Below are 18,901 nucleotides of genomic sequence, written 5' to 3'. Positions count from 1 at the left end.
AGATGAACGTGTCACTGGGAATGCCGTCGATCCGCACAGAAAGTGTCGCCGACCGCGCCTCGCACACCCGGGACACGCTGGAGCGACGGGCGCACGACGCCCCCACCTCGGGCCCACTGGCCGACACCTTCGGGCGCACAGGCACTGACCTGCGGGTTTCGCTCACGGATCTGTGCAATCTGCGCTGTACGTACTGTATGCCTGCGTCCGGAATGACGTTCCTGCCCAAGGAAGCTGTCCTCACCGCCGCCGAGGTGGTTCGGCTTGTCCGTGTCGCAGTAGACGTTCTGGGGGTGCGTGAGCTTCGGCTCACCGGCGGAGAACCGCTGTTGCGTCGAGATTTGGAGCACATAGTTGCGAGTATTCGTGGCAACCACCCGGACCTGCCGATCGCTATGACCACCAACGCTATTAGTCTTGAGAAACACCTACCCACGCTTCACCAAGCCGGCCTGAACCGCATTAACGTTTCGCTGGACACCGTTGACCCCGCGACGTTCGCGCAACTGTCCCGGCGTACCAAGTTCTCCGAAGTCATGGATGGGCTCAACGCGGCCCTGCGCCTCCGCGACCAAACCGCCGGGGATAGCGCTCCATTTGGGGTGAAAATCAACAGCGTGCTCATGCGAGGAGTCAACGACCACCAGGCCGTAGACCTCGCCCAGTTTGGAATCGACCACGGAATCACGGTGCGGTTCATTGAACAGATGCCGCTCGACGCCGACCACGGATGGACCCGCCAGAACATGGTCACCGCCCACGACATCGCCACCCAGCTACAACAGCGGTGGGAGCTACAACCTCGGGCGGGGCGCGGGAGCGCACCTGCGGAACTCTTTGACCTGGTGGACTCCTGTGGAGTTGCCGGGCAGGTGGGGATCATCGCGTCGGTGACTCGTCCGTTCTGCTCAGCCTGCACGCGCACGCGCATCACGGCCGAAGGCAAGATCCGGTCGTGCCTGTTTTCCCACGAAGAGTTCGACCTGGCTGCGCTACTGCGCTCCGGGGCCAGCGACGACCAGATTGCGCAAGCGTGGCGGCAAGCCATGTGGCTCAAACCCAAGGCTCACGGAATGGGTGAGGCTGGCCTAGATTCGGACGCATACGAACAGCCCAACAGGTCCATGAGCGCGATTGGAGGATGACATGAGTGAAGGTGCCCAAAATCAGGTGTCAGTTCGCTACTTCGCCGCCGCCCGGGCCGCAACTGGCGTCGAACAGGAAGACGTTATTCTGGATGGTCAGTTGAGTAGCGGCGCAACCCGTGAACAGTTCATTGAACTGCTCGTCTCCCTTCACCCCGAGGTGCCCGCCGGCGAACCGCCACTGTCACGAGTTCTGCCGCAATGTTCGTTCCTGGTTGACGGTGTCGCGTTGACCGACAGCACCGTGGCGCCTGGGAACCGCGTCGATGTTCTACCCCCGTTTGCGGGCGGCTGAGCACCCGCCGTGCCCGCCGGCGATCGACGCCCTGATGCCTCTACCCCACCCCGTACTCGTGAAGGAGAACTCATGGAACTCATGCGTGTTGGCCCGCGTGGCCAGGAAATCCCTGTAGTGAGGCTCAACGGCCGCCACTACGATGTGCGGCCTCTCACCGGCGACTTCAACGCTGAGTTCTGGGCGCACGGGATGAACACCCTGACCACGGCCCAAGTCAAAGACTGTCAAGAAATCAACATTGACGCCAGGCGGATCGGAGCCCCCGTAGCCCAGCCGGGCGCGATCATCTGCATCGGCACCAACTACGCCGCCCACGCCGCCGAAGCGAACCTCCCCACACCAACCCACCCCGTGGTTTTCCTCAAAACCCCCAACACGGTCGCCGGCCCCTACGATGAGTTGGAACCACCTCGGCGATTTTCTCAACTGGACTGGGAAGTTGAACTTGCCGTGATCATTGGCCGGGCCGCCCACAACCTTGACTCCCCCGAACAGGCGCGGGAGCACATTGCCGCGTACACGGTTGCCAACGACCTGTCCGAACGGGTGTTTCAAACCCAGGAATCCGGCGGGCAATGGTCCAAAGGCAAGTGCTTCCCCGGGGCGCTACCGCTGGGGCCGGTCGCGGTGAGCGCCGACGTGTTCGACCCCACGAACGCCCGCCTGACCAGTCATGTGAACGGGGAGCCTCGGCAGGACTCGTCCACGGCTGACATGGTTTTTGACGTGTTTCACCTGGTGTACGACCTGTCGCAGTACATGCGACTGGAACCCGGGTACGTGATCGCGACCGGAACGCCTCAAGGTGTCGCCATGTCCGGGCAGTACCCCTACCTGGAAAGTGGCGATGTCGTCGAGGTAGCGATCGAAGGACTAGGTACACAACGCACACAGATTGGCATAATGGCCCCATGAGCTACGACGACATCACAATTGACTCCCTGATTGAAAAGGGAAGCTTCAAATGGTCTGCCTACCCCGGCACGATTGGCGCCTGGACGGCAGAAATGGACTTTGGGGTAGCGCCAGCAATCCGCGCCACTCTTGAACAGTTGGATGCCAGCGACCTGTACGGCTACTCCACACCTGCGCTCATGCGCGACATGGCACAGGCGACCGCACAGTTCTACAACGACACCTACGGCTGGGACGTCAATCCCGAATGGGTCTCGCCCGTGTCAGACGTGCTCACCGGTATGCAAGCGGTGCTGAGCTTCTACACCGAACCGGGCGCCAAACTGGTGCTACCCACTCCTGCGTACATGCCGTTCTTGACCATGCCTAAGATTCATGGTCGCGAAATCGTCGAAGTTCCCATGTTGCGGAATGAATCCGGGTCTGGCGACGCTAAGCCCACGTGGACCATGGACTTCGAGGCGATCGACCGCGCACTGTCCACCGCCGGTGCCGACGGCGGGTCCGGTGGCCTACTTGTGCTGTGCAACCCGCACAACCCCATTGGTCGCGTGTACACCCGTGGTGAGCTGGAAGAACTGTCCCGCATTGTTGAAAAACACGGGGCCCGTGTGTTCTCCGATGAAATCCACGCGCCACTGACCTTCACCGGCCACACCCACGTGCCCTATGCGTCCATCAACGAGGCAGCCGCGAACCACACCGTCACGGTCACCTCGCACTCCAAGAGCTTCAACACCCCCGGGCTCAAATGCGCGCAGATCATCTTCTCCAACGAAGCCGATTTCGCCATATGGGCCACGCACGGCATGTTCACCGGAAAATCGGCGGCCAACCCCGGGCTGCTGGCAGCCGTGGCCGCCTACCGTGACTCGCGAGACTGGCTGGCGGACACCTCGGCGTACTTAGAACGCAACCGCGACGCACTGCCCGGCCTTTTGGAACGCCACCTGCCACAGGCCGTGTACGAACCACCAGAGGGGACGTATCTGGCCTGGATTGACCTGAGTGCCTACGACCTGGGCGATGACCTGACGTCGTTCTTTGTGGACCGGGCGCGCGTGTCCATCATTGACGGGGCGTTGTGTGGAGAAGCTGGCCGAGGCTTCATCCGACTCAACATGGGGACGTCGCTTCCAATCCTGGAAGAGATTGTGGAGCGACTGGGCGCGGCTGTCGCCGGCACCCCAGTTGCGCCGGTTGGTTCCGTGGCCGAGGTGGCAGACGGTTCCGAGGCCGGTCAGGCTGGGGACGCTGGGGAGGGGTCCGCGTGAGTGAGCCGGTAAGTGCCCACGAAGCTGAGCAGATTCGGAGCAAACTAGACGATGTGGCAGAGCGTGTGCGGGCGGCGAGTGAAGCGTCGAAACACGTCGACCGCGTGCAGATCCTGCTGGCCACGAAAACGCAGCCGGCGAGCAAAATCCGGGTTGCGTTGGAGCACGGGTTCACGTTGATTGGTGAGAACCGGGTGCAGGAACTCAACGAGAAGTTCGATGATCTGGCGGATATCCCGCACGAAACGCACCTCATTGGCCCGTTACAGCGCAACAAGGTCAACCACACGCTGGGTCAAGCGTCGTGTATTCAGTCGATCGATTCGATGAAGCTCGCCACCAAGATTCACAACCGTTTGGAGCTTTTAGACCAGACCGTCGAGGCGTTTGTGCAGGTCAACACCAGTCGTGAGGACACCAAATCAGGGGTGGCGCCGGAGCAGCTGGGCGAATTGCTCACGGAGATTGCGCCGTTAGAGCGGATTCGGTTGCGCGGGCTCATGACGATTGGGCTACCAGGGTCAACCGAGGCCGAGGTGCGTCCGTCGTATGCCGACCTTCGGAACCTCCGCGACACCCACCTTGATTCCGGGCTTCTACCAGAACACGCGACCGAACTGTCCATGGGCATGAGCAACGACTTCGAGCTTGCGATTGCCGAAGGCGCCACCATGGTGCGGATTGGCTCGAGTGTTTTTGGTGCGCGGGCCTAAGCCCGCGCACACGGTTTAGTCCTGGGGCAGGCCTTCAGCGTTCTCGTCGACCAGCCCGATAATCGCGGAGCAGTCGAGGTCGCCGTTTCCGTCGTCAATGAGCTGCTGGAGTCGGCTGTAGACCAGTTCAGCTGCTGACAAGGTGACGCCCTGGGTCTTCGCACCGTCGAGCGCCAAGCCCACGTCCTTGTGCATGAGCATGGTGGAGAACCCGGCCTCGAAGTTGTTGTTTGCAGCGGCCGTGTCGACCACGCCCGGCACTGGGTACCAGGTGCGCAGTGGCCAGGAGTCACCCGATGAAACCTTTGCAATGTCGTAGAACACTTCTGGCTTAAGACCAAAGCGCTGCGCCAGAACGGCACCTTCGACAACACCTTGTAGGCTGATTGCCAAAAGCATGTTATTTACAATCTTGGCTGCCTGACCAGCGCCTTCACCGCCTGCGTGGAAGATGTTTCCGGCCATCGGTTCAATGAAGGTCTTAGCGTTTTCAACGTCGACGTCATCCCCACCGAGCATGAACGTCAGAGTTCCGGCAGCCGCACCCGAAACGCCACCGGACACTGGTCCGTCGACGAACTTGAAGCCACGGTCACGTGCGGCTTGGTGCAGTTCGGTCGCAGTGTCGAAGTCGATCGTGGACGAGTCAACGAGCAACGTCGATGTTGACGCGTTGTCAAAAACGCCGCCCTCACCTAGGTACACGGTCTTGGCGTGTTCACCCTTGGGCAACATCGAAAAAACAATATCTGCGCCTTCAACGGCTTCTGCGATTGAACTCTTGGCCACAACACCGTGACCAGCAGCCGCTTCAACCGCAGCTGGGACAACATCGAACCCGTTTACCGTGTGACCTGCAGCGATTAAGTTTTTGGTCATAGGACCACCCATGCGCCCCAGACCGATCCATCCGATTACTGCCATGATTGCCTCCTTGCAGTGACTTTCTTCTTTTGACGACTACCTTATGCCGTAGGTCACACCCTGGGACTTATCAGGCCGGCGGAACTTGCGCACTACGTGTGTGCGCAAGTGCACGAACCACCTCGACGACCACCTGGCGCCGCGCCGATTCATTCCGCACAACCGCCCAATATTCCATAGGCGCGGAAAACTCGGAAACGACCCGCACCAGACCCTGAGATGCGAAGTCCGGGAGCAGACCCACACCGATTCCAGCTCGGGTGGCGGCCACGTGCAGCCGCACCGAATTCGACCGGAAGAACCCGGCCGGTCGTGGAAATTCCGCCGGTGCCCCTTCGAGCCCCTCAACACCCAAGGAGTGCTCCGGATAAAACACAAACCGGTGCTGGCTTAAGTCCTCGATCGTTTCAGGGACTCCTCGCTCACGCGCATATTCCTGGGAGACGTATAGCCCCAACGAATAATTGCCCATCCGTTGTAACTGCGAGTGAGGCGCAGACGGTTCTCCCACCACAATCTCAATATCAACACCCGACCTGTACTTACTGGCTCGTTGCGTGGCCGTCACCAAGTCGATCTGCACATCCGGATACGCCTTCTGCAGGGCCATGATTCGATCAAAGCCCCCATAATCCACGAACCCTTCCGGGGCAGCGATCCGAACAACACCGCTCACCCCCGACATTCCACGCACTTTGCCGGCCTCTTCCAGGGCGGTCTCAACGGCCTCGGCCGCGGAAATCAACTGCTCCCCCGCCTGGGTGACTTCCCACCCGTCAGGCGAACTTGCCAACACAGGCTCGCCAACCGATTTTTCCAGCGCCGCAATGCGCCGAGACACGGTGGTGTGATTCACTCCCAGCACTTGAGCAGCAGCCGTGTACTTGCCCAAACGGGCCACAGTCAACAGGGTGAGAAGGTCGTCGGGAGCAATCCGACTGCGAGCGCTGATCATGCCCAAAGTTTATCGGCACGGTGGCTCGAACTGTGGCCTAGCAAGTGCCTTCCGCGTGTATGACGTACGTGCCTTGCCGCCTGCTGGGCGCATGTTTACGTGCCGACTACTGTGCGACCCAACCCCCGTCAATCGAATGTGCCGATCCGTTGAGGTCGGCTACCGGTCATCCGATTCGCACCTCACGGTTTTCCCGGTCTGCGGCGTCAATCTCAGCAAAGTCGACACCTCGGGTTTCACGTGTGAATACCAACGCCACGATGGAGATTGCACAGGCGATAAGCAGATAAACCGCAATAGGTACGGACGATTCAAATTCGCGCAACAGGAACGTCGCAATGATGGGGGCGAAGGATCCCGCAACAATCGACGTGACCTGATAGCCCGTGGACACACCTGAGTTGCGCATGCGGGTGGGGAACATTTCCGCCATGATTGCAGGCTGGCCCGAGTACATCAGAGCGTGGAACAACAGGCCGATCACCAGGGCAATGAAGATGTTGAGTGGCTGCCCAGTGTCATACAGTGGGAAGGCGAAAAAGCCCCAAGTTGCCGTCAACACGATCCCGATGAAGTACGGAGGTTTACGGCCAAAGATGTCAGCTAGGTGTTGCTGGCCATGAGGTTGTTGACGTTTCTTGGGGGTAGCGGCACAGACGGGTAGATTGGGACGCATGTCGAGCCCTGAATCGGACACTCAGGGGCTTTCGGTCACGCCGTCAGCCCCTCACCTTCGCTGAGCCCTCAGCTCTCTGCTGCCCTGTGCTGTGTGCAGCACGACATTCGGGTGTCCTCTGGGCGCTGACCGTAGTGACGAGACGTTCTCTTGTTCGCACTCTCGCTTCGGAGCTACCTCGATGCCTTTCGCTCTCTATCTTCTTGCCCTGGTGGTCTTCGCCATGGGTACTTCCGAGTTCATGCTCGCCGGCCTCGTGCCCGACATTTCCACATACTTCGGCGTTCCCGTGGGGACAGCTGGTCTCCTGACATCGGCATTCGCCGCGGGCATGGTGATCGGCGCACCTGCGATGGCCGCCCTCACTCGTCGCCTCCCCGTGAAATCGACACTCTTGGGTTGCGTGACTGTATTCGCGGCGGCTCATGTCGTCGGGGCGCTGACGCCCGACTTCACTGTTCTGTTCATCACGCGCGTGATCGCCGCGATTGTCAACGCAGGCTTCTTGGCGGTCGCACTGGGCGCGGCGACGAAACTCGTGGCACCCAACGCCAAAGGTCGGGCCGTATCGATTCTGCTGGCGGGCACCACCGTCGCAACCGTCGCCGGCGTCCCCGCGGGTGCCGTACTTGGTACGGCCCTTGGCTGGCAGTCGACGTTCTGGGCGATCGCTCTCCTCTGCGTCCCCGCTGCGATCGGCATTGCCGCGGGCTTCACCACTCAAGCTGGCGACACGTCCGAGAAGGATTCGTCCTCGCTGCGGATGGAGTTGGCGCAGCTTGCCTCTCCGCGCCTCGTTCTGACGATGATGCTGGCTGCCCTGGTGAATGCCGGCACCTTCGCAACGCTGACCTTCCTTGCGCCGATCGTTACGGGAACCGCCGACCTGAGCCAGTGGTGGGTGTCGGTGGCGCTTGTGCTCTTCGGCGTCGGTTCCTTCATCGGCGTCACCGTTGCGGGACGGCTCGCTGACGCCCGACCTCGCGTCGTCATCATGGGCGGTGGAAGCGTCCTTGTACTCGGCTGGGTCGCCTTGGCGCTCTTCGCGACGAACCCCGTTGCCCTGCTCGGGCTCGTTTTCGCTCAGGGTGTGTTGGGGTTCGCTGTCGGCAGCACGCTGATTACGCGAGTGCTCTATGCGGCGGCGGGTGCACCCACCATGGCGGGTTCGTACGCGACCGCGGCACTCAACGTCGGCGCAGCAGTCGGTCCCATACTTGCCGCTGCCGCGCTCGGCGTGATACCCGGTGCGCTCGGGCCCGTTTGGGTGGCCGTCACCACGACCGCAGCGGCATTGCTGCTCACCATTCCCCTTCTCCGGCTGATCGCGCCCGCCGAGAGCGAAGTGGTCAAGTGACGCACGCTAACTCGCCCTTGACAGTCGAAGGCCGTCGCCGACTCATTGAGCGCTGCCGCTCTCGACCCCTCGCGCATGTCGCCGCAGAGATGGGCATCTCCCGCGCAACCGCATCGAAGTGGGTAACCCGGTACCGCAAGTTCGGTCAACTCGGCCTGCTTGACCGCTCATCTGCTCCAATCCGGCAGCCAAGCGCGACACCTGGCGAGACGCTAGCGCGAATCGAGGAACTACGGCGCGAGCACAAGTGGTCAGCATCCCGCATCACCTTCGAACTGCATGGAGATGGCGTTGCGATCAGTCGGCGCACCGTCACTCGGCACCTAGCCGAGCTCGGCCTGAACCGCCGTCGATTCATCGACCCAAACGGCGAGACGAACCGGCAAGTGCAGACGATCACGGCAAAGCATCCCGGGCACATGGTGCATCTCGACGTCAAGAAAGTCGGACGCATCCCCAACGGCGGTGGTTGGCGGGCTCATGGCAAAGGCAGCCCTGAGGCTCGTGCCGCCGCCCGAGCGAGAACCCGCGGGGCACGCGCCGGGTACGCCTACCTCCATTCCGCAATCGACGGGCACACCCGCCTGGCATACACTGAATCGCTCGAGAACGAACGGGCCACCACCGCCGTCTCGTTCCTGAACCGCGCCCGGGTGTGGTTCGCCGCTCACGGCATCACCCGGATCGAGCGAATCATCACCGACAATGGCGCTTGCTACCGCTCCGCGGCATTCGCCGCCGCTCTGAATGGCGCGGAGCACCGCCGTACGAAGCCCTACACGCCCAAGCACAACGGGAAAGTCGAACGCTACAACCGCATCCTCGCTGAAGAGTTCCTGTACGCAAGGACCTGGAACTCAGAAGACCAGCGCGAGAAAGCGCTGGAAACCTGGAACCTGCACTACAACTACCACCGGCCCCACGGTGTGCATGACGGGAAGCCGCCCGCATCCGCGACACCATTACGCGTCAACAACGTCCTGGCCTCATACATCTAACCGTAGTGAGCCGGTTACCGAGCGGACAGTGAACCCGCCGAGGACTTTCGCGTCGATCAAGTCCTCCAAGTCTCTCGGGTCGCGTACCGCACGATCCAGGTCGTAGGCGACCATCACCTGCGCCTCACCAGTGCCCAAGTGTTTGAGCATGGCGCGGAACTGGGGCCGGATCACTCGCCGCACCCGCTCACCCGACGGCAACGTGATCGTACGCTGCTTGAACGCTGACGTGTCGTTCTCACGAAACACCGCCGCTACTTCCCACCCGTGCGCAGCGGCGTAAGCGCGACAGTCGACCTCCTGCCGGTCAACGCCACGCTCGCTACCCTCGGGATCGTCGCTGATCCTGACGTACACCACTGCCCGCAAAGGCTCCGTGGTTTGTTCTTGCTTGTTGTGGCCCATGCTTCGGCCCCACCTTCCTACTCGTGTGAGAGGTAGGTGCGTTTAGGGAACCTCGGCTAGCCCAGGTCGACGTGCTCGACGACGTAGCTCGCGGGCAGCGTGATCGTGGTGCGACGCCGTGACCCTGCCCGCCGTACGGTGAGGGATCCGTCGTCGTTCGCATGGGCGACGTTCCAGCGGTCGCCGTTTTTCACCCAGCTTCGCCCGAGCGAGAGGCGCCGATTGTTCTCCCGTGTGATGATGAGATCTCCGCGAGACGCCTCATTGCCGTCGTGAAGCTTGATACCGTCCACGGCGACGTCGCCCTGGAGGATTCGGTCGGTGCGGGCGCGGGTGTTGAGCGCGGAGACCGTGTCGAGGGTTTCCGCGATCAGCACCGTACTCTTTCCCGCTGCGAGGTCTGTGCGCCAGGCTTGGTAGGCGGCTTCGAGGATCTCGTCATATCCGCCCGGCGTAACGCGCTCGTGCGCAATGTAGGTATCGATGACGTCGGTGTCGCCGATCCGCAACTGCAGGGACGCCTGCTTCTCCCAGTCGTTCTTGAAGCGGCGCACATCGACCAGTTCCGGGGCGTCGCCGCGATCACGCACGAGCATCCCGAACGCGCCGCCCGCGTCGACGGCGGCGAGTTGCGCCCAATCGCCCACGAGCAGCACTTTCGCGCCGACCTGCTGGGCGTGGCTGGTGATGGCGTCGAGCGCGAACGTGCCACCGAGCGAGGCTTCGTCGATGATGACGAGCTGCCCGCGCGTGAGGTTCCATTTCCCGAGGCGATGCTCATGCAGCCACTTCGCCGTGTTCTCCGTACCGATCTCCAGATCCCCGGCGAGGACGTCGGCGGCAGCGGCAGAGGGTGCGAGCCCGGTCACCGAGCCCTGCCCGTAGCGTCGCTCCCAGGCGCGGCGCAGGGCACGCATCGTCGTGGTCTTCCCGGTCCCTGCGGGGCCGACGAGGACGTCGAGGACGCGGCCGGAGACGCCGATCTTCGCGATCGCCTGCTCCTGATCCACCGACAGGGTGTGCCCGTCGCGGTTCTTCGTTCTGGCGGCGTCCTCAATCCATGCCAGCGGCACGGTCGGCGCCGATCGATCATTCGACGCGGCAAGGAGCCGGTCTTCTGCCGCGAGCACCTGCTCGGAGGAGAACACCGTTCCGCCTTTGGGTCGGAACACGCTCGACCCGTCCGCACGGCGAAACCGCGATGAACTCGTCGCGAGCTCGGGCGGGGTGAGACGCAGCGAGACCCGTTCAGCGGCATCGACGATCTGCTGGGTGATAGCGTCCCGGTCGTTCGCGGACGCGAAGCGAAGATCCATCGTCTGCCGTATCGCCTCCGCGTGAAGGTTCCACCGTTTCCACGTCGCCCGCCGGTCACCTACCTGCTGCACCACAACCTCGGCGACCTGCTCGAGATCTTCCAACGGGATATCGTCCGCCCGCAGCAACGGTTCCTGCTCACTACCGGCGAGCAGTGCCGACGCCCAGGTTGGCGCGTCCTCACCCAGCAACGTGGTCGCGCGTTCTCGCCACTGGGAGGTGAGGTCGCTGAGGGAGTGCTGCTGCTTCGGGGGCCGGGTCTCGAGCGTGGCCTGCTGCCGGAACTGCCACACCAGCTTCGGGGATGGCTGCCTGCCATGCTTCGAGACGTACTCGTCGACCAGCCGGTCTTTGACCTGCTCGATATCGCGTGTGCGGGAAGAGAACTCATCCATCAGCTCTTGCGGCACGCCGACGATCTCCCACGCAGTGGAGCGTCCGGCTCCGCGGTCGCGGGCTTCCCACCCGACGCCGAGGATCTGGGTGAGATGGTCGGAGAGGACGGCGTTGTAATGCTCCGATAGGCCCGTGACGGCGGCGTGGATAGCGCGGGAATCGAGCGTGCGCCACTTCCCGTCATCGACGGCTTGGACGCGGTTGGCGATCACGACGTGCGTGTGGAGTTGCGGATCCGCGGCGCGGGAATCGTAATGATCGTAGGCGGTCGCAATCACACCCCGCACGTCGACTTGCGCGACAGCTCCGCGCGGCCCTTTCGCGCCGACCCTGGTCATCGCGACGTCGCGCTCAAGCAGGGCGATCACGTCTCGGATCGCGGCGTGATGGGCTTGAGCGACGAGTGCCTGAGTTCCGCCATCGGCAACTGCCCAGAGGGTCGACACGGACTTCGGCACCGAGAACGTGAGGTCGAACCCCGCGACCGGCGCATTGGTCGGCTTCTGTGCCTCCTCCGCCTCGATCAGCGCTTGCTGCGCGGCACGCTCACCTGCGGTGAGGGACTTCGGGAGCTGATCGAGGCGGCGCTGCGTCCGCTCGCCCGCGGTCGCGAACTTCCGGTACGGGCGCCCCAGTTGCTCGCCACTGTTCGGATCCTGCCCGTGCCCCATGAGGCGCCGTAACTGCTCCTCGCTCACCGAGGCACCGACGGCGATCTCTCCGGCGAGTCCTGGGAGGCCGGCCCCGAGCCAGATGCCGGGAGGCGTTCCTGCTTCAAGGTAGTACCTTGTCAGCGCTGACGACGCATCGCGATCCCCGTCGCCAGCGACAACTGCGTTCAGCAGGTACCGGTACCCGTCCCCAGCGGTCATGACCCTGATCGAAATCGTCACACTGGGCAGGTGCGCCGCAGATCTTGGGATCTACCCTCGGAAGGCGGAGAGCGCGATGTTTGCGTCAATGCAGGGAGATAGCGAAGAGCGCGCTTCAACGGAGATGCTCGAATGGGTCCACGACGGATTGGAGTCCGTGGTCGCGGCAGACGTAGATGATTCGCACGCCGTACCCGTCGGCGCCGCTCGGCTCGGGGTCGCATTCTGCGCGGCAGACGTTACAGAGCCGGTGCTCGTTGCTCCCCCAGACCGTGACCTCGATATCGTCGGGGATCTCCATTCCGTCGAACTCCATATGCGGAGGTTAGCTGTCGCGGATTGAGTCGGGTCAAGATGCGGCACCGATGCTAAACCGCCGTTACCTATGGTCATCGCGCCGGTCGCGCACTCGACGCTTAGTTCTTGAGGTACTCGAGGACGGCGATGACGCGCTTGTTCCCTGTGCGCTCGTTAAGGTCGAGCATGGTGAAGATGCTGCTGATGTGCCGTTCCGCGATCGCGACGCGACATACACACGGTCCCTGATTTGCTCGTTTGTGAGCCCCGTAGCCATGAGCGAATCGTCAGTATCGCGGAGGAGGTGCTGCGGGAGCGGGAAAGGATTGACCTTACTGACGCAGAGACCCAAAGTGCGAGCATCCCTCATCGCTTTGATGCCAGCCCTTCAACCATTGCAACTAACCCGAACTCGAAATCTAGGTCTTGATCGACAGGCTCACATCCGTTGTCGAGCGCTGTTTGTTCTTCTAGTACGAAACCGACCGTATAGCGGCTGATAGCCATGAGAGCTCGGACCGCAGAGCCCTCAGCGAATCCTTCGGACACGAGAAACTCGATCTGACTTTCGGGGGCATCCGAGCCCGCTGGCATCTGGTCACTCTTTTGACGGTGAAACTCTGCGTGCAGCCGTGCTCCATCCCGGACTGCCAGAAGCGCTGTCCGGAAGCTCCGCGCGTTGCGCAGGAGAAAGTCGTCCCAGCGCTCCCCTGACTCTGGGAGTGAGGCGTGGTGTTCGCGATCAAGCACATCAGCTGCGAGCGATCCGAGCAGGTGGGCCTTTGTCCGAAAGTGCCAGTAGAGCGCTGGCTGCTGCACCCGCAGATGCGCAGCCAGCGCCCGCGTGGTGAAACCGTCGATCCCCGTGTTATTGAGCACATGCCTCGCACCGCGCAAGACTGCTGCACGATCGAGTCGCGCTTGTTTCTGAGCCATGCTTGCACTTTATCATCGATAACTTTATCGTTGATAAGGTGTCATTTCTCACTTCCGCTCGTGGCTCGTTGGCCACGGTCCTCATCACGGCTAGCCTCGACGCCGCCGGCATGGGCCTGGTGATGCCGATTCTTCCCGCACTGCTACACGAGGCAGGGGTCACCGCTGATGCGGTTCCGCTGAACGTCGGAGTGCTGATCGCGCTCTACGCGGTAATGCAGTTCATCTTTGCCCCCGTACTGGGAACGCTGTCGGACCGATTCGGCCGCCGCCGGGTGCTGCTTGTTTCCCTAGCCGGTGCGACCGTCGACTATCTCGTGCTCGCCACGACGTCCGCTCTGTCGGTGTTCTATATCGCCCGCGCAGTGGCTGGGATAACCGGAGCGACCAATGCGGTCACCGCCACCGTGATCGCCGACATCACGCCACCCCACCAGCGCGCCAAGCGTTTCGGTTTACTCAGTGCCTGCTATGGCGGCGGAATGATCGCGGGGCCAGCCATGGGTGGACTGTTCGGTGCCATCTCGCCACATCTGCCGTTTTTGCTCGCTGCTCTTCTCTCAGCGAGCAATCTGGCACTCACCTTTATCCTGTTACGCGAGACCCGTCCTGATTCCCCTGCGCGCTCTGCGTCGCTCGCTCAGCATCGTGGTCGCCCCGGCCTCAGCGCGGTGCCTGGGATTACCTTCCTATTAGTCGCATTCGGCCTTGTTCAATTCATTGGGCAGGCTCCAGGTGCGACCTGGGTGCTGTTTACTGAACACCGCCTCGACTGGAGTCCCGTCGAAGTTGGAATCTCCCTGTCCGTCTTCGGGATCGTACAGGTTCTCGTGCAGGCCCTCCTTACTGGCCGCATCGTGGAGTGGATCGGTGAGGCAAAAACAGTCATCATCGGGTGTGTTACCGACGCCTTGGGTCTCGTAGGCCTGGCGATAGTCACTGACGGATTGTCCATGGCGCCTATCTTGGCGGCATTGGGGATCGGTGGCATCGGCCTCCCCGCTCTGCAAACCCTTCTCTCCCAGCGCGTCGATGAACAGCGGCAAGGGCGCCTCCAGGGTGTGCTCGCCAGCATCAACAGCGTCACATCGATCTTCGGACCGGTCGCTTTCACAACGATCTTCGCGTTCACCTACATCAACGCCGACGGCTTCCTCTGGCTCTGCGCCGCAGCACTCTACGTGCCCTGCGTGATTCTCATCGTGCGTGGTACAGCGGCGTCCCCGAAGTTCGGCTCATGGGCGAGCGGCGACTCGATGTGAGTTGTGAGCAGGAGCAACATGACGGCGACACGTCTTCGCCACGGCCGACGAGCGAGTCGGTGCCACCGGGCAACTCGGCATCATCTGCCAAGGATAGGTCAGCTGGGAGTCTAAAGACCCATTGAAGTGTGCGTGCCGATCGCGGAGAAGGCCAAGGGAGAGCCGGAGGCCCTCTCCGAGTAGCTTGCCGATGACATGAGCTGGACGCTCATCGAGAAATCCACACACAGCGGCCCCAGTGCAGCCCGAGAGGTGCGCCCGCCGTCCTCCCGAGCGGGTGGAAGTCATTTCGGTCATCGCCCACGGACGACGCGCTTCCTACGATGGATACCTCGAGTCTGTAGGAAGGCACGTCCGTTTCAGCCATGCGTTCCGCTTCGTCTAGCACCCGAAGACCGCGATGTTCGCAGAACTGCGAAGCTACTGTATCGAGACGTAGGTTGGCTAAGGCCTCTGTGGACAGCATGAGCGACTCTTGAGTCCGTAATCTAGGAACCGCAGAAACCACCCGATCGAAACGCAACTGCTTTTGAGCCGCGACCGTGCGCAGAAGGTGCTAGTAGCCATCCCTCGCGATCATCACGCGCATCGAAACCGTCACGACGCCACTGCCTTCGAGGTCAGGTGAGCGGGAACTGATTGCGAACGCGCTGTCCACTCTGGTTGAAAGATTGCGCCGCTGTAGACGACCGCCATCTGGATCCCGACGGTGACCGTGCTCTCGAGTGTTCCACTACCCAGCATTAGCGCGGTCAGGGTCGGCTTCAGGTGATGAGTCCGTGTCGGTAGGCGGTGATGGCGGCGTGGACACGGTTGTCGATGCCGAGGGTGTTGAAGAGCTGGGAGACGTACTGCTTGACGGTGCCTTCGGAGAGGTGCATGGCCCGGCCGATCTGGGCATTGGAGAGTCCGCGAGCGATGTGGGTGAGGAGCTCGATCTGGCGCTCGGTGAGCAGGGCAGTGAGTTCGTCTCGCGCGGTTCGGGTGCGGTGGCCCGCCTGTTGCTCGGTGGCGAGCCAGCGGGCGACTCGGGGGGAGAACGCGCCGCCGCCGTGCGCGAGGGCCCTGACGCCGGCAATAAGCTGCTGAGGCTCGTCGGATTTGAGGAGGAAACCGAGGGCGCCGGCGTTGATCGCATCGGCGATGAGATGGTCGTCGGAAAAGGTGGTGAGCATGGCGATCGGAAGCTCGGGCTGTCGGTGCCGGATCTCACGGAGAGCTCCGATGCCGTCGAGTCGTGGCATCTGGATATCCAGCAGTGCGACGTCGACGCGGTGTGTTGCCGCGGCGTCGACGGCCTCGTGGCCGTTGCTGGCGAGGGCGGTGATGTCAAGGTCAGTGGCGGAGGCGAGAATAGCGGCGACGCCGGTGCGGACGAGCTGGTCGTCATCCGCGATCAGGACACGGATCGGTGGGGTGTCGGTGCGATCCTCCGGGGTCATGGCGCAGGAACCGTTCCGATCCTGCTGACCTGGTCGGAGGCGAAGCAGACGACGTGGACGTCGACTCGTTCGAAGAAGCTGATTTCCGCCTCGTAATAGTGGCAGGTCTCGTCGGGGCGAGGCGGGAACTCATCGCGTGGAGGATCGAGCATCTCCAGGGCGGGGAGGGAACGCTCGACCGTCTCCTGGGTGTCTCCGACGGAGATGTCCGCAAACTGTGCCGTGGTCATCACCGATAGCGTGTTGGCGAGCACGAAGTAAGCGACCGCGATGAACACGAGTGCGCCGAGGATGGCTGAGGGAACGGCGATGGCAGCACGCGTGGCGCGGGATCGAAGGGTCGCGGCATCGTCCTCGGCGGCGACGATGTCGCCATCAGATGCTGCGCTGTCCGCAGATGGGCGTGCGTGCGCCGGAAGGGTGAGAGTCAGTGCGAACTGGGTCGGCATCTGATGGACGGTGAGGGCGCCGCCCAGCATCGCGGCGCGATGCCGCAGGCCATGCAGTCCGAATCCACCATCGAGCGGATGGGCTGAGGACGCCTCCTCGTCACGCGGATTGCAAACGATCGCAGTGACAGTATCGCCCTCGACCTCGACGCGCACGGTGACCGGTTGCCCAGGAGCGTGCTTGGACGCGTTGGTGAGTCCTTCCTGCACCACCCGCGCGACAGTGTTGAGCGCTTCATCGCTGAGTCGGTCAGTCAGATCTGCGGCGATGTGCGTTTCCACGTGCATCTCGGCCTGACGAGCACCGATCACTGCTTCGTCGATGCTCGGGGCGCTCCATCCGGCAGCCGGGTCTTCGGACTGGCGCAGCAGTCGAACGGCGAGGCCGAGCTGATCCGCCGCGTCCGCTGCGATCGTGCGGATACCGGAGACCTCTGCTCGGTCGGTATCCGGAAGCGTGGGCGTGAGGGAGAGCTGTCCGAGCCGGACGGCGATGAGCGTCAAGGAGTGGCCGAGGCCGTCGTGCATCTCCGCGGCAAGGTTCATCCGCTCTCGTTGCAGGATCTCACGGGTCTGGCTTGCTCGTCGTCTGGATTCGATCGCGGCAAGCTCCCAGCCCCGGCGGTGAAACTCTCGCCGCTGCGACACCGCGCGCCGCGTGGTCAGCGGTGCGGCGAGCACCAGGGCGGTCAGCAGACCATACACGAGGCCCTCGACGATCTCCTCAACTCGCAGTTCGGGGAGTCTGACGACGGTAGCGGCGAGTACGGAACCGGCAAGGACCACGCACACCCGCGCAGCCGGGGTTGCGAACATGAGCACGATCGCAGCAGTCGCAATAAGGCTCAGCACCAGCACGGGAGCATCGGGCAACCAACGCGTCGACATGCCGCCGCTGATCGCGACGACGCATCCAACGATGGTCTGCCGACGGCGGAGTGCCGCAGGATCATTGGAGCTACCACTCATACTCCCAATCTATGCGCGCGGCTCCAACCGGTGAACTCACGATCGTTAGGTCATGAATGGGCATTCGGCAATATCGGCACGTTGACCCATGAATCTACCGTCGTATGCATGGTCGATCTTCTCCGCATGTTCCTTGCACAGGCAGGCGAGCACGTCACGCTCGTGCTCGCCTGCATGCTCCTGTTCGCGGCCGTTGACGCAGCCCTCGGTATCGGTGCTGTCCTCCCAGGGGAAACGGGCATCGTCCTGGCCGCGGTTACGCTCTCTGACCGTGCCGAGCTGCTCGCCGCCGGCGTGTTCGTCGCTGCGCTGGGCGCATTTCTCGGAGACCATGTGGGGTTCGCGGTCGGACGCGGTCTTGGAGCCCGCCTCGGCGACACCAGACTGATCAAGCGCCTGGGTCGGGATCGCTGGGAGAAGGCACGATATTACGTTGCCGGCCGATTCTGGATCGTGATCCTCGCCCGTCTGCTTCCGGGTATCCGCACCCTCGTCGCTGCTGCAGCTGGCGCCTCAGCGGTGCCATACTCGCGGTTCGCAACCGCTTGTAGTGTTGCGGCGTTGCTTTGGGCGGGGCTTTGGGTCGTGGGTGGTGCGCTCATCGGCAACGCACTGCTCGATGTCGTTGAGCGCTACACTCTGCCCGCACTCATCGTCGTGGCCGCTGCACTCGTCCTTTGGCTCTTCGCACGCCACAAGCGGGGGGTGCGCGCATGAACCGCATGTCCTCGGCACACCCGCACCCCGACTGGGCGACTCTGCCCAATCTCATCACCTTGCTGCGGCTTGGGTTCGTGGTTCCGATTGTCATCCTCGTCCTCAACCATGCCCAGCCCGTCCTCACTGTCGTACTCCTGGCGGTCTTCGGCGCAAGCGACTGGATCGACGGCTATCTCGCTCGCGCCCTGAACCAGGTCAGTGCCACGGGAGCGGTACTCGATCCTGTCGCAGACCGCATCGGCGTTGCGATGATCGCACTCGCCCTCGCCGTAGCAGGGCATCTCTCCCTCGGAGTCGTTCTCACCATCGCAGCCGTCGACGCTGCACTCGCCGTCACCTACCTGGTGACTCGTCCTGCACGAGCGCCGAAGGTCTCCCGCGTCGGCAAGGTACGTACCGCGGTGCTCATGTCAGGCCTCGCGCTCATCGGACTCAGCCTGGTCCCCGCGCTCCTTCCAGTCGGAACCGCAGGCAGAATCCTTTGCGTCATAGGAGCGTTCCTCCACGCCGTCGCAGGGTTTGGCTATGTCCGTGCTCTCCTCCGTGACAGCCACACAGATCCGCCCGATATGTGAGCTCAG

The 18,901-nt window shown here is 62.7% G+C and carries 19 protein-coding genes; 10 read left to right on the top strand and 9 right to left on the bottom strand.

Annotated features, from left to right (window positions below; genetic code table 11):
- The first annotated feature begins 2 nt into the window (after window positions 1-2).
- From moaA to HMPREF0183_RS03140, 5 genes are all read left to right on the top strand, one after another.
- Window positions 3-1,145: a GTP 3',8-cyclase MoaA gene (gene moaA / locus HMPREF0183_RS03160; protein WP_005882751.1), complete on the top strand. Its 1,143-nt coding sequence runs from the start codon at window positions 3-5 to the stop codon at window positions 1,143-1,145.
- A gap of 1 nt (window position 1,146) precedes the next feature.
- Complete coding sequence (locus tag HMPREF0183_RS03155) at window positions 1,147-1,440, top strand: MoaD/ThiS family protein (RefSeq protein ID WP_245527092.1); 294 nt, start codon at window positions 1,147-1,149, stop codon at window positions 1,438-1,440.
- 72 nt (window positions 1,441-1,512) lie between these two features.
- On the top strand, window positions 1,513-2,358 hold the full coding sequence (locus tag HMPREF0183_RS03150) for a fumarylacetoacetate hydrolase family protein (protein WP_005882749.1): 846 nt from the start codon (window positions 1,513-1,515) through the stop codon (window positions 2,356-2,358).
- A complete protein-coding gene (locus HMPREF0183_RS03145; RefSeq protein WP_005882748.1) occupies window positions 2,355-3,632 on the top strand; it encodes a MalY/PatB family protein in 1,278 nt (425 codons plus the stop codon). Before HMPREF0183_RS03150 ends, HMPREF0183_RS03145 begins: the two co-directional genes overlap by 4 nt.
- Window positions 3,629-4,345, top strand: coding sequence for a YggS family pyridoxal phosphate-dependent enzyme (locus tag HMPREF0183_RS03140; RefSeq protein ID WP_005882747.1), 717 nt, complete (start codon window positions 3,629-3,631; stop codon window positions 4,343-4,345). Before HMPREF0183_RS03145 ends, HMPREF0183_RS03140 begins: the two co-directional genes overlap by 4 nt.
- A gap of 15 nt (window positions 4,346-4,360) precedes the next feature.
- Here HMPREF0183_RS03140 and mmsB read toward each other — a convergent pair whose 3' ends face one another.
- The 3 genes from mmsB to HMPREF0183_RS03125 form a co-directional block, all read right to left on the bottom strand.
- Window positions 4,361-5,269 (bottom strand): 3-hydroxyisobutyrate dehydrogenase, encoded by a 909-nt coding sequence (mmsB, locus tag HMPREF0183_RS03135; RefSeq protein ID WP_005882746.1) that lies wholly within the window; start codon window positions 5,267-5,269, stop codon window positions 4,361-4,363.
- 70 nt (window positions 5,270-5,339) lie between these two features.
- Window positions 5,340-6,224, bottom strand: a complete 885-nt coding sequence (locus HMPREF0183_RS03130; protein ID WP_005882745.1) for a LysR family transcriptional regulator — start codon at window positions 6,222-6,224, stop codon at window positions 5,340-5,342.
- Between the two features lie 166 nt (window positions 6,225-6,390).
- Window positions 6,391-6,900: an MFS transporter gene (locus HMPREF0183_RS03125; protein ID WP_005882744.1), complete on the bottom strand. Its 510-nt coding sequence runs from the start codon at window positions 6,898-6,900 to the stop codon at window positions 6,391-6,393.
- 181 nt (window positions 6,901-7,081) lie between these two features.
- On the opposite strand from HMPREF0183_RS03125, the gene HMPREF0183_RS03120 reads away from it, so the two are divergent.
- On the top strand, window positions 7,082-8,257 hold the full coding sequence (locus HMPREF0183_RS03120; RefSeq protein WP_005882743.1) for a Cmx/CmrA family chloramphenicol efflux MFS transporter: 1,176 nt from the start codon (window positions 7,082-7,084) through the stop codon (window positions 8,255-8,257).
- Window positions 8,254-9,255, top strand: coding sequence for an IS481 family transposase (locus tag HMPREF0183_RS03115; protein ID WP_040347806.1), 1,002 nt, complete (start codon window positions 8,254-8,256; stop codon window positions 9,253-9,255). The genes HMPREF0183_RS03120 and HMPREF0183_RS03115 overlap by 4 nt, the downstream gene beginning before the upstream one ends.
- On the opposite strand, the gene HMPREF0183_RS03110 is transcribed toward HMPREF0183_RS03115, so the two are convergent.
- The 4 genes from HMPREF0183_RS03110 to HMPREF0183_RS03095 all read right to left on the bottom strand — a co-directional run bounded on the left by HMPREF0183_RS03110 (window position 9,244) and on the right by HMPREF0183_RS03095 (window position 13,478).
- A complete protein-coding gene (locus HMPREF0183_RS03110) occupies window positions 9,244-9,660 on the bottom strand; it encodes a recombinase family protein (RefSeq protein WP_005882741.1) in 417 nt (138 codons plus the stop codon). The genes HMPREF0183_RS03115 and HMPREF0183_RS03110 overlap by 12 nt on opposite strands.
- Before the next feature lie 56 nt (window positions 9,661-9,716).
- On the bottom strand, window positions 9,717-12,266 hold the full coding sequence (gene mobF, locus HMPREF0183_RS03105) for a MobF family relaxase (RefSeq protein WP_005882740.1): 2,550 nt from the start codon (window positions 12,264-12,266) through the stop codon (window positions 9,717-9,719).
- 94 nt (window positions 12,267-12,360) lie between these two features.
- Window positions 12,361-12,561 (bottom strand): hypothetical protein, encoded by a 201-nt coding sequence (locus HMPREF0183_RS12750; RefSeq protein WP_069408167.1) that lies wholly within the window; start codon window positions 12,559-12,561, stop codon window positions 12,361-12,363.
- 347 nt (window positions 12,562-12,908) lie between these two features.
- Window positions 12,909-13,478 carry a TetR/AcrR family transcriptional regulator C-terminal domain-containing protein gene (locus tag HMPREF0183_RS03095; RefSeq protein ID WP_005882738.1) on the bottom strand — a complete coding sequence of 190 codons (570 nt, stop codon included), beginning with the start codon at window positions 13,476-13,478 and terminating at the stop codon, window positions 12,909-12,911.
- A 38-nt stretch (window positions 13,479-13,516) separates the two neighbouring features.
- On the opposite strand from HMPREF0183_RS03095, the gene tet(33) reads away from it, so the two are divergent.
- Entirely contained in the window at window positions 13,517-14,740 is a 1,224-nt protein-coding gene (tet(33), locus tag HMPREF0183_RS03090; RefSeq protein WP_074436872.1) for a tetracycline efflux MFS transporter Tet(33), read from the top strand.
- A gap of 764 nt (window positions 14,741-15,504) precedes the next feature.
- Here tet(33) and HMPREF0183_RS03085 read toward each other — a convergent pair.
- The gene (locus HMPREF0183_RS03085) at window positions 15,505-16,182 is read right to left on the bottom strand and encodes a response regulator (RefSeq protein WP_005882736.1); all 678 of its coding nucleotides are present in this window, start codon (window positions 16,180-16,182) and stop codon (window positions 15,505-15,507) included.
- On the bottom strand, window positions 16,179-17,600 hold the full coding sequence (locus HMPREF0183_RS03080) for a sensor histidine kinase (RefSeq protein WP_239271272.1): 1,422 nt from the start codon (window positions 17,598-17,600) through the stop codon (window positions 16,179-16,181). Before HMPREF0183_RS03080 ends, HMPREF0183_RS03085 begins: the two co-directional genes overlap by 4 nt.
- 81 nt (window positions 17,601-17,681) lie before the next feature.
- Between HMPREF0183_RS03080 and HMPREF0183_RS03075 the strand changes: the two genes are divergently transcribed.
- Together HMPREF0183_RS03075 and HMPREF0183_RS03070 are read left to right on the top strand one after the other, a co-directional pair.
- Window positions 17,682-18,317 (top strand): DedA family protein, encoded by a 636-nt coding sequence (locus HMPREF0183_RS03075; protein WP_245527091.1) that lies wholly within the window; start codon window positions 17,682-17,684, stop codon window positions 18,315-18,317.
- Window positions 18,314-18,895, top strand: coding sequence for a CDP-alcohol phosphatidyltransferase family protein (locus HMPREF0183_RS03070; protein ID WP_005882733.1), 582 nt, complete (start codon window positions 18,314-18,316; stop codon window positions 18,893-18,895). The genes HMPREF0183_RS03075 and HMPREF0183_RS03070 overlap by 4 nt, the downstream gene beginning before the upstream one ends.
- Window positions 18,896-18,901 lie beyond the last annotated feature (6 nt).

This window comes from Brevibacterium mcbrellneri ATCC 49030 (assembly GCF_000178455.1).
GTDB lineage: Bacteria > Actinomycetota > Actinomycetes > Actinomycetales > Brevibacteriaceae > Brevibacterium > Brevibacterium mcbrellneri.
Note: the sequence above shows the minus strand (reverse complement) of the source record. Positions and strands in the feature narration are given on the sequence as shown.

Bases quoted from the DNA above. Each gene is read 5' to 3' on its own strand.
- moaA (WP_005882751.1), top strand. From the start codon at position 3: ATGAACGTGTCACTGGGAATGCCGTCGATCCGCACAGAAAGTGTCGCC.
- HMPREF0183_RS03155 (WP_245527092.1), top strand. From the start codon at position 1,147: ATGAGTGAAGGTGCCCAAAATCAGGTGTCAGTTCGCTACTTCGCCGCC.
- HMPREF0183_RS03150 (WP_005882749.1), top strand. From the start codon at position 1,513: ATGGAACTCATGCGTGTTGGCCCGCGTGGCCAGGAAATCCCTGTAGTG.
- HMPREF0183_RS03145 (WP_005882748.1), top strand. From the start codon at position 2,355: ATGAGCTACGACGACATCACAATTGACTCCCTGATTGAAAAGGGAAGC.
- mmsB (WP_005882746.1), bottom strand. From the start codon at position 5,269: ATGGCAGTAATCGGATGGATCGGTCTGGGGCGCATGGGTGGTCCTATG.
- HMPREF0183_RS03130 (WP_005882745.1), bottom strand. From the start codon at position 6,224: ATGATCAGCGCTCGCAGTCGGATTGCTCCCGACGACCTTCTCACCCTG.
- HMPREF0183_RS03125 (WP_005882744.1), bottom strand. From the start codon at position 6,900: ATGCGTCCCAATCTACCCGTCTGTGCCGCTACCCCCAAGAAACGTCAA.
- HMPREF0183_RS03120 (WP_005882743.1), top strand. From the start codon at position 7,082: ATGCCTTTCGCTCTCTATCTTCTTGCCCTGGTGGTCTTCGCCATGGGT.
- HMPREF0183_RS03110 (WP_005882741.1), bottom strand. From the start codon at position 9,660: ATGGGCCACAACAAGCAAGAACAAACCACGGAGCCTTTGCGGGCAGTG.
- HMPREF0183_RS12750 (WP_069408167.1), bottom strand. From the start codon at position 12,561: ATGGAGTTCGACGGAATGGAGATCCCCGACGATATCGAGGTCACGGTC.
- HMPREF0183_RS03095 (WP_005882738.1), bottom strand. From the start codon at position 13,478: ATGGCTCAGAAACAAGCGCGACTCGATCGTGCAGCAGTCTTGCGCGGT.
- HMPREF0183_RS03085 (WP_005882736.1), bottom strand. From the start codon at position 16,182: ATGACCCCGGAGGATCGCACCGACACCCCACCGATCCGTGTCCTGATC.
- HMPREF0183_RS03080 (WP_239271272.1), bottom strand. From the start codon at position 17,600: ATGAGTGGTAGCTCCAATGATCCTGCGGCACTCCGCCGTCGGCAGACC.
- HMPREF0183_RS03070 (WP_005882733.1), top strand. From the start codon at position 18,314: ATGAACCGCATGTCCTCGGCACACCCGCACCCCGACTGGGCGACTCTG.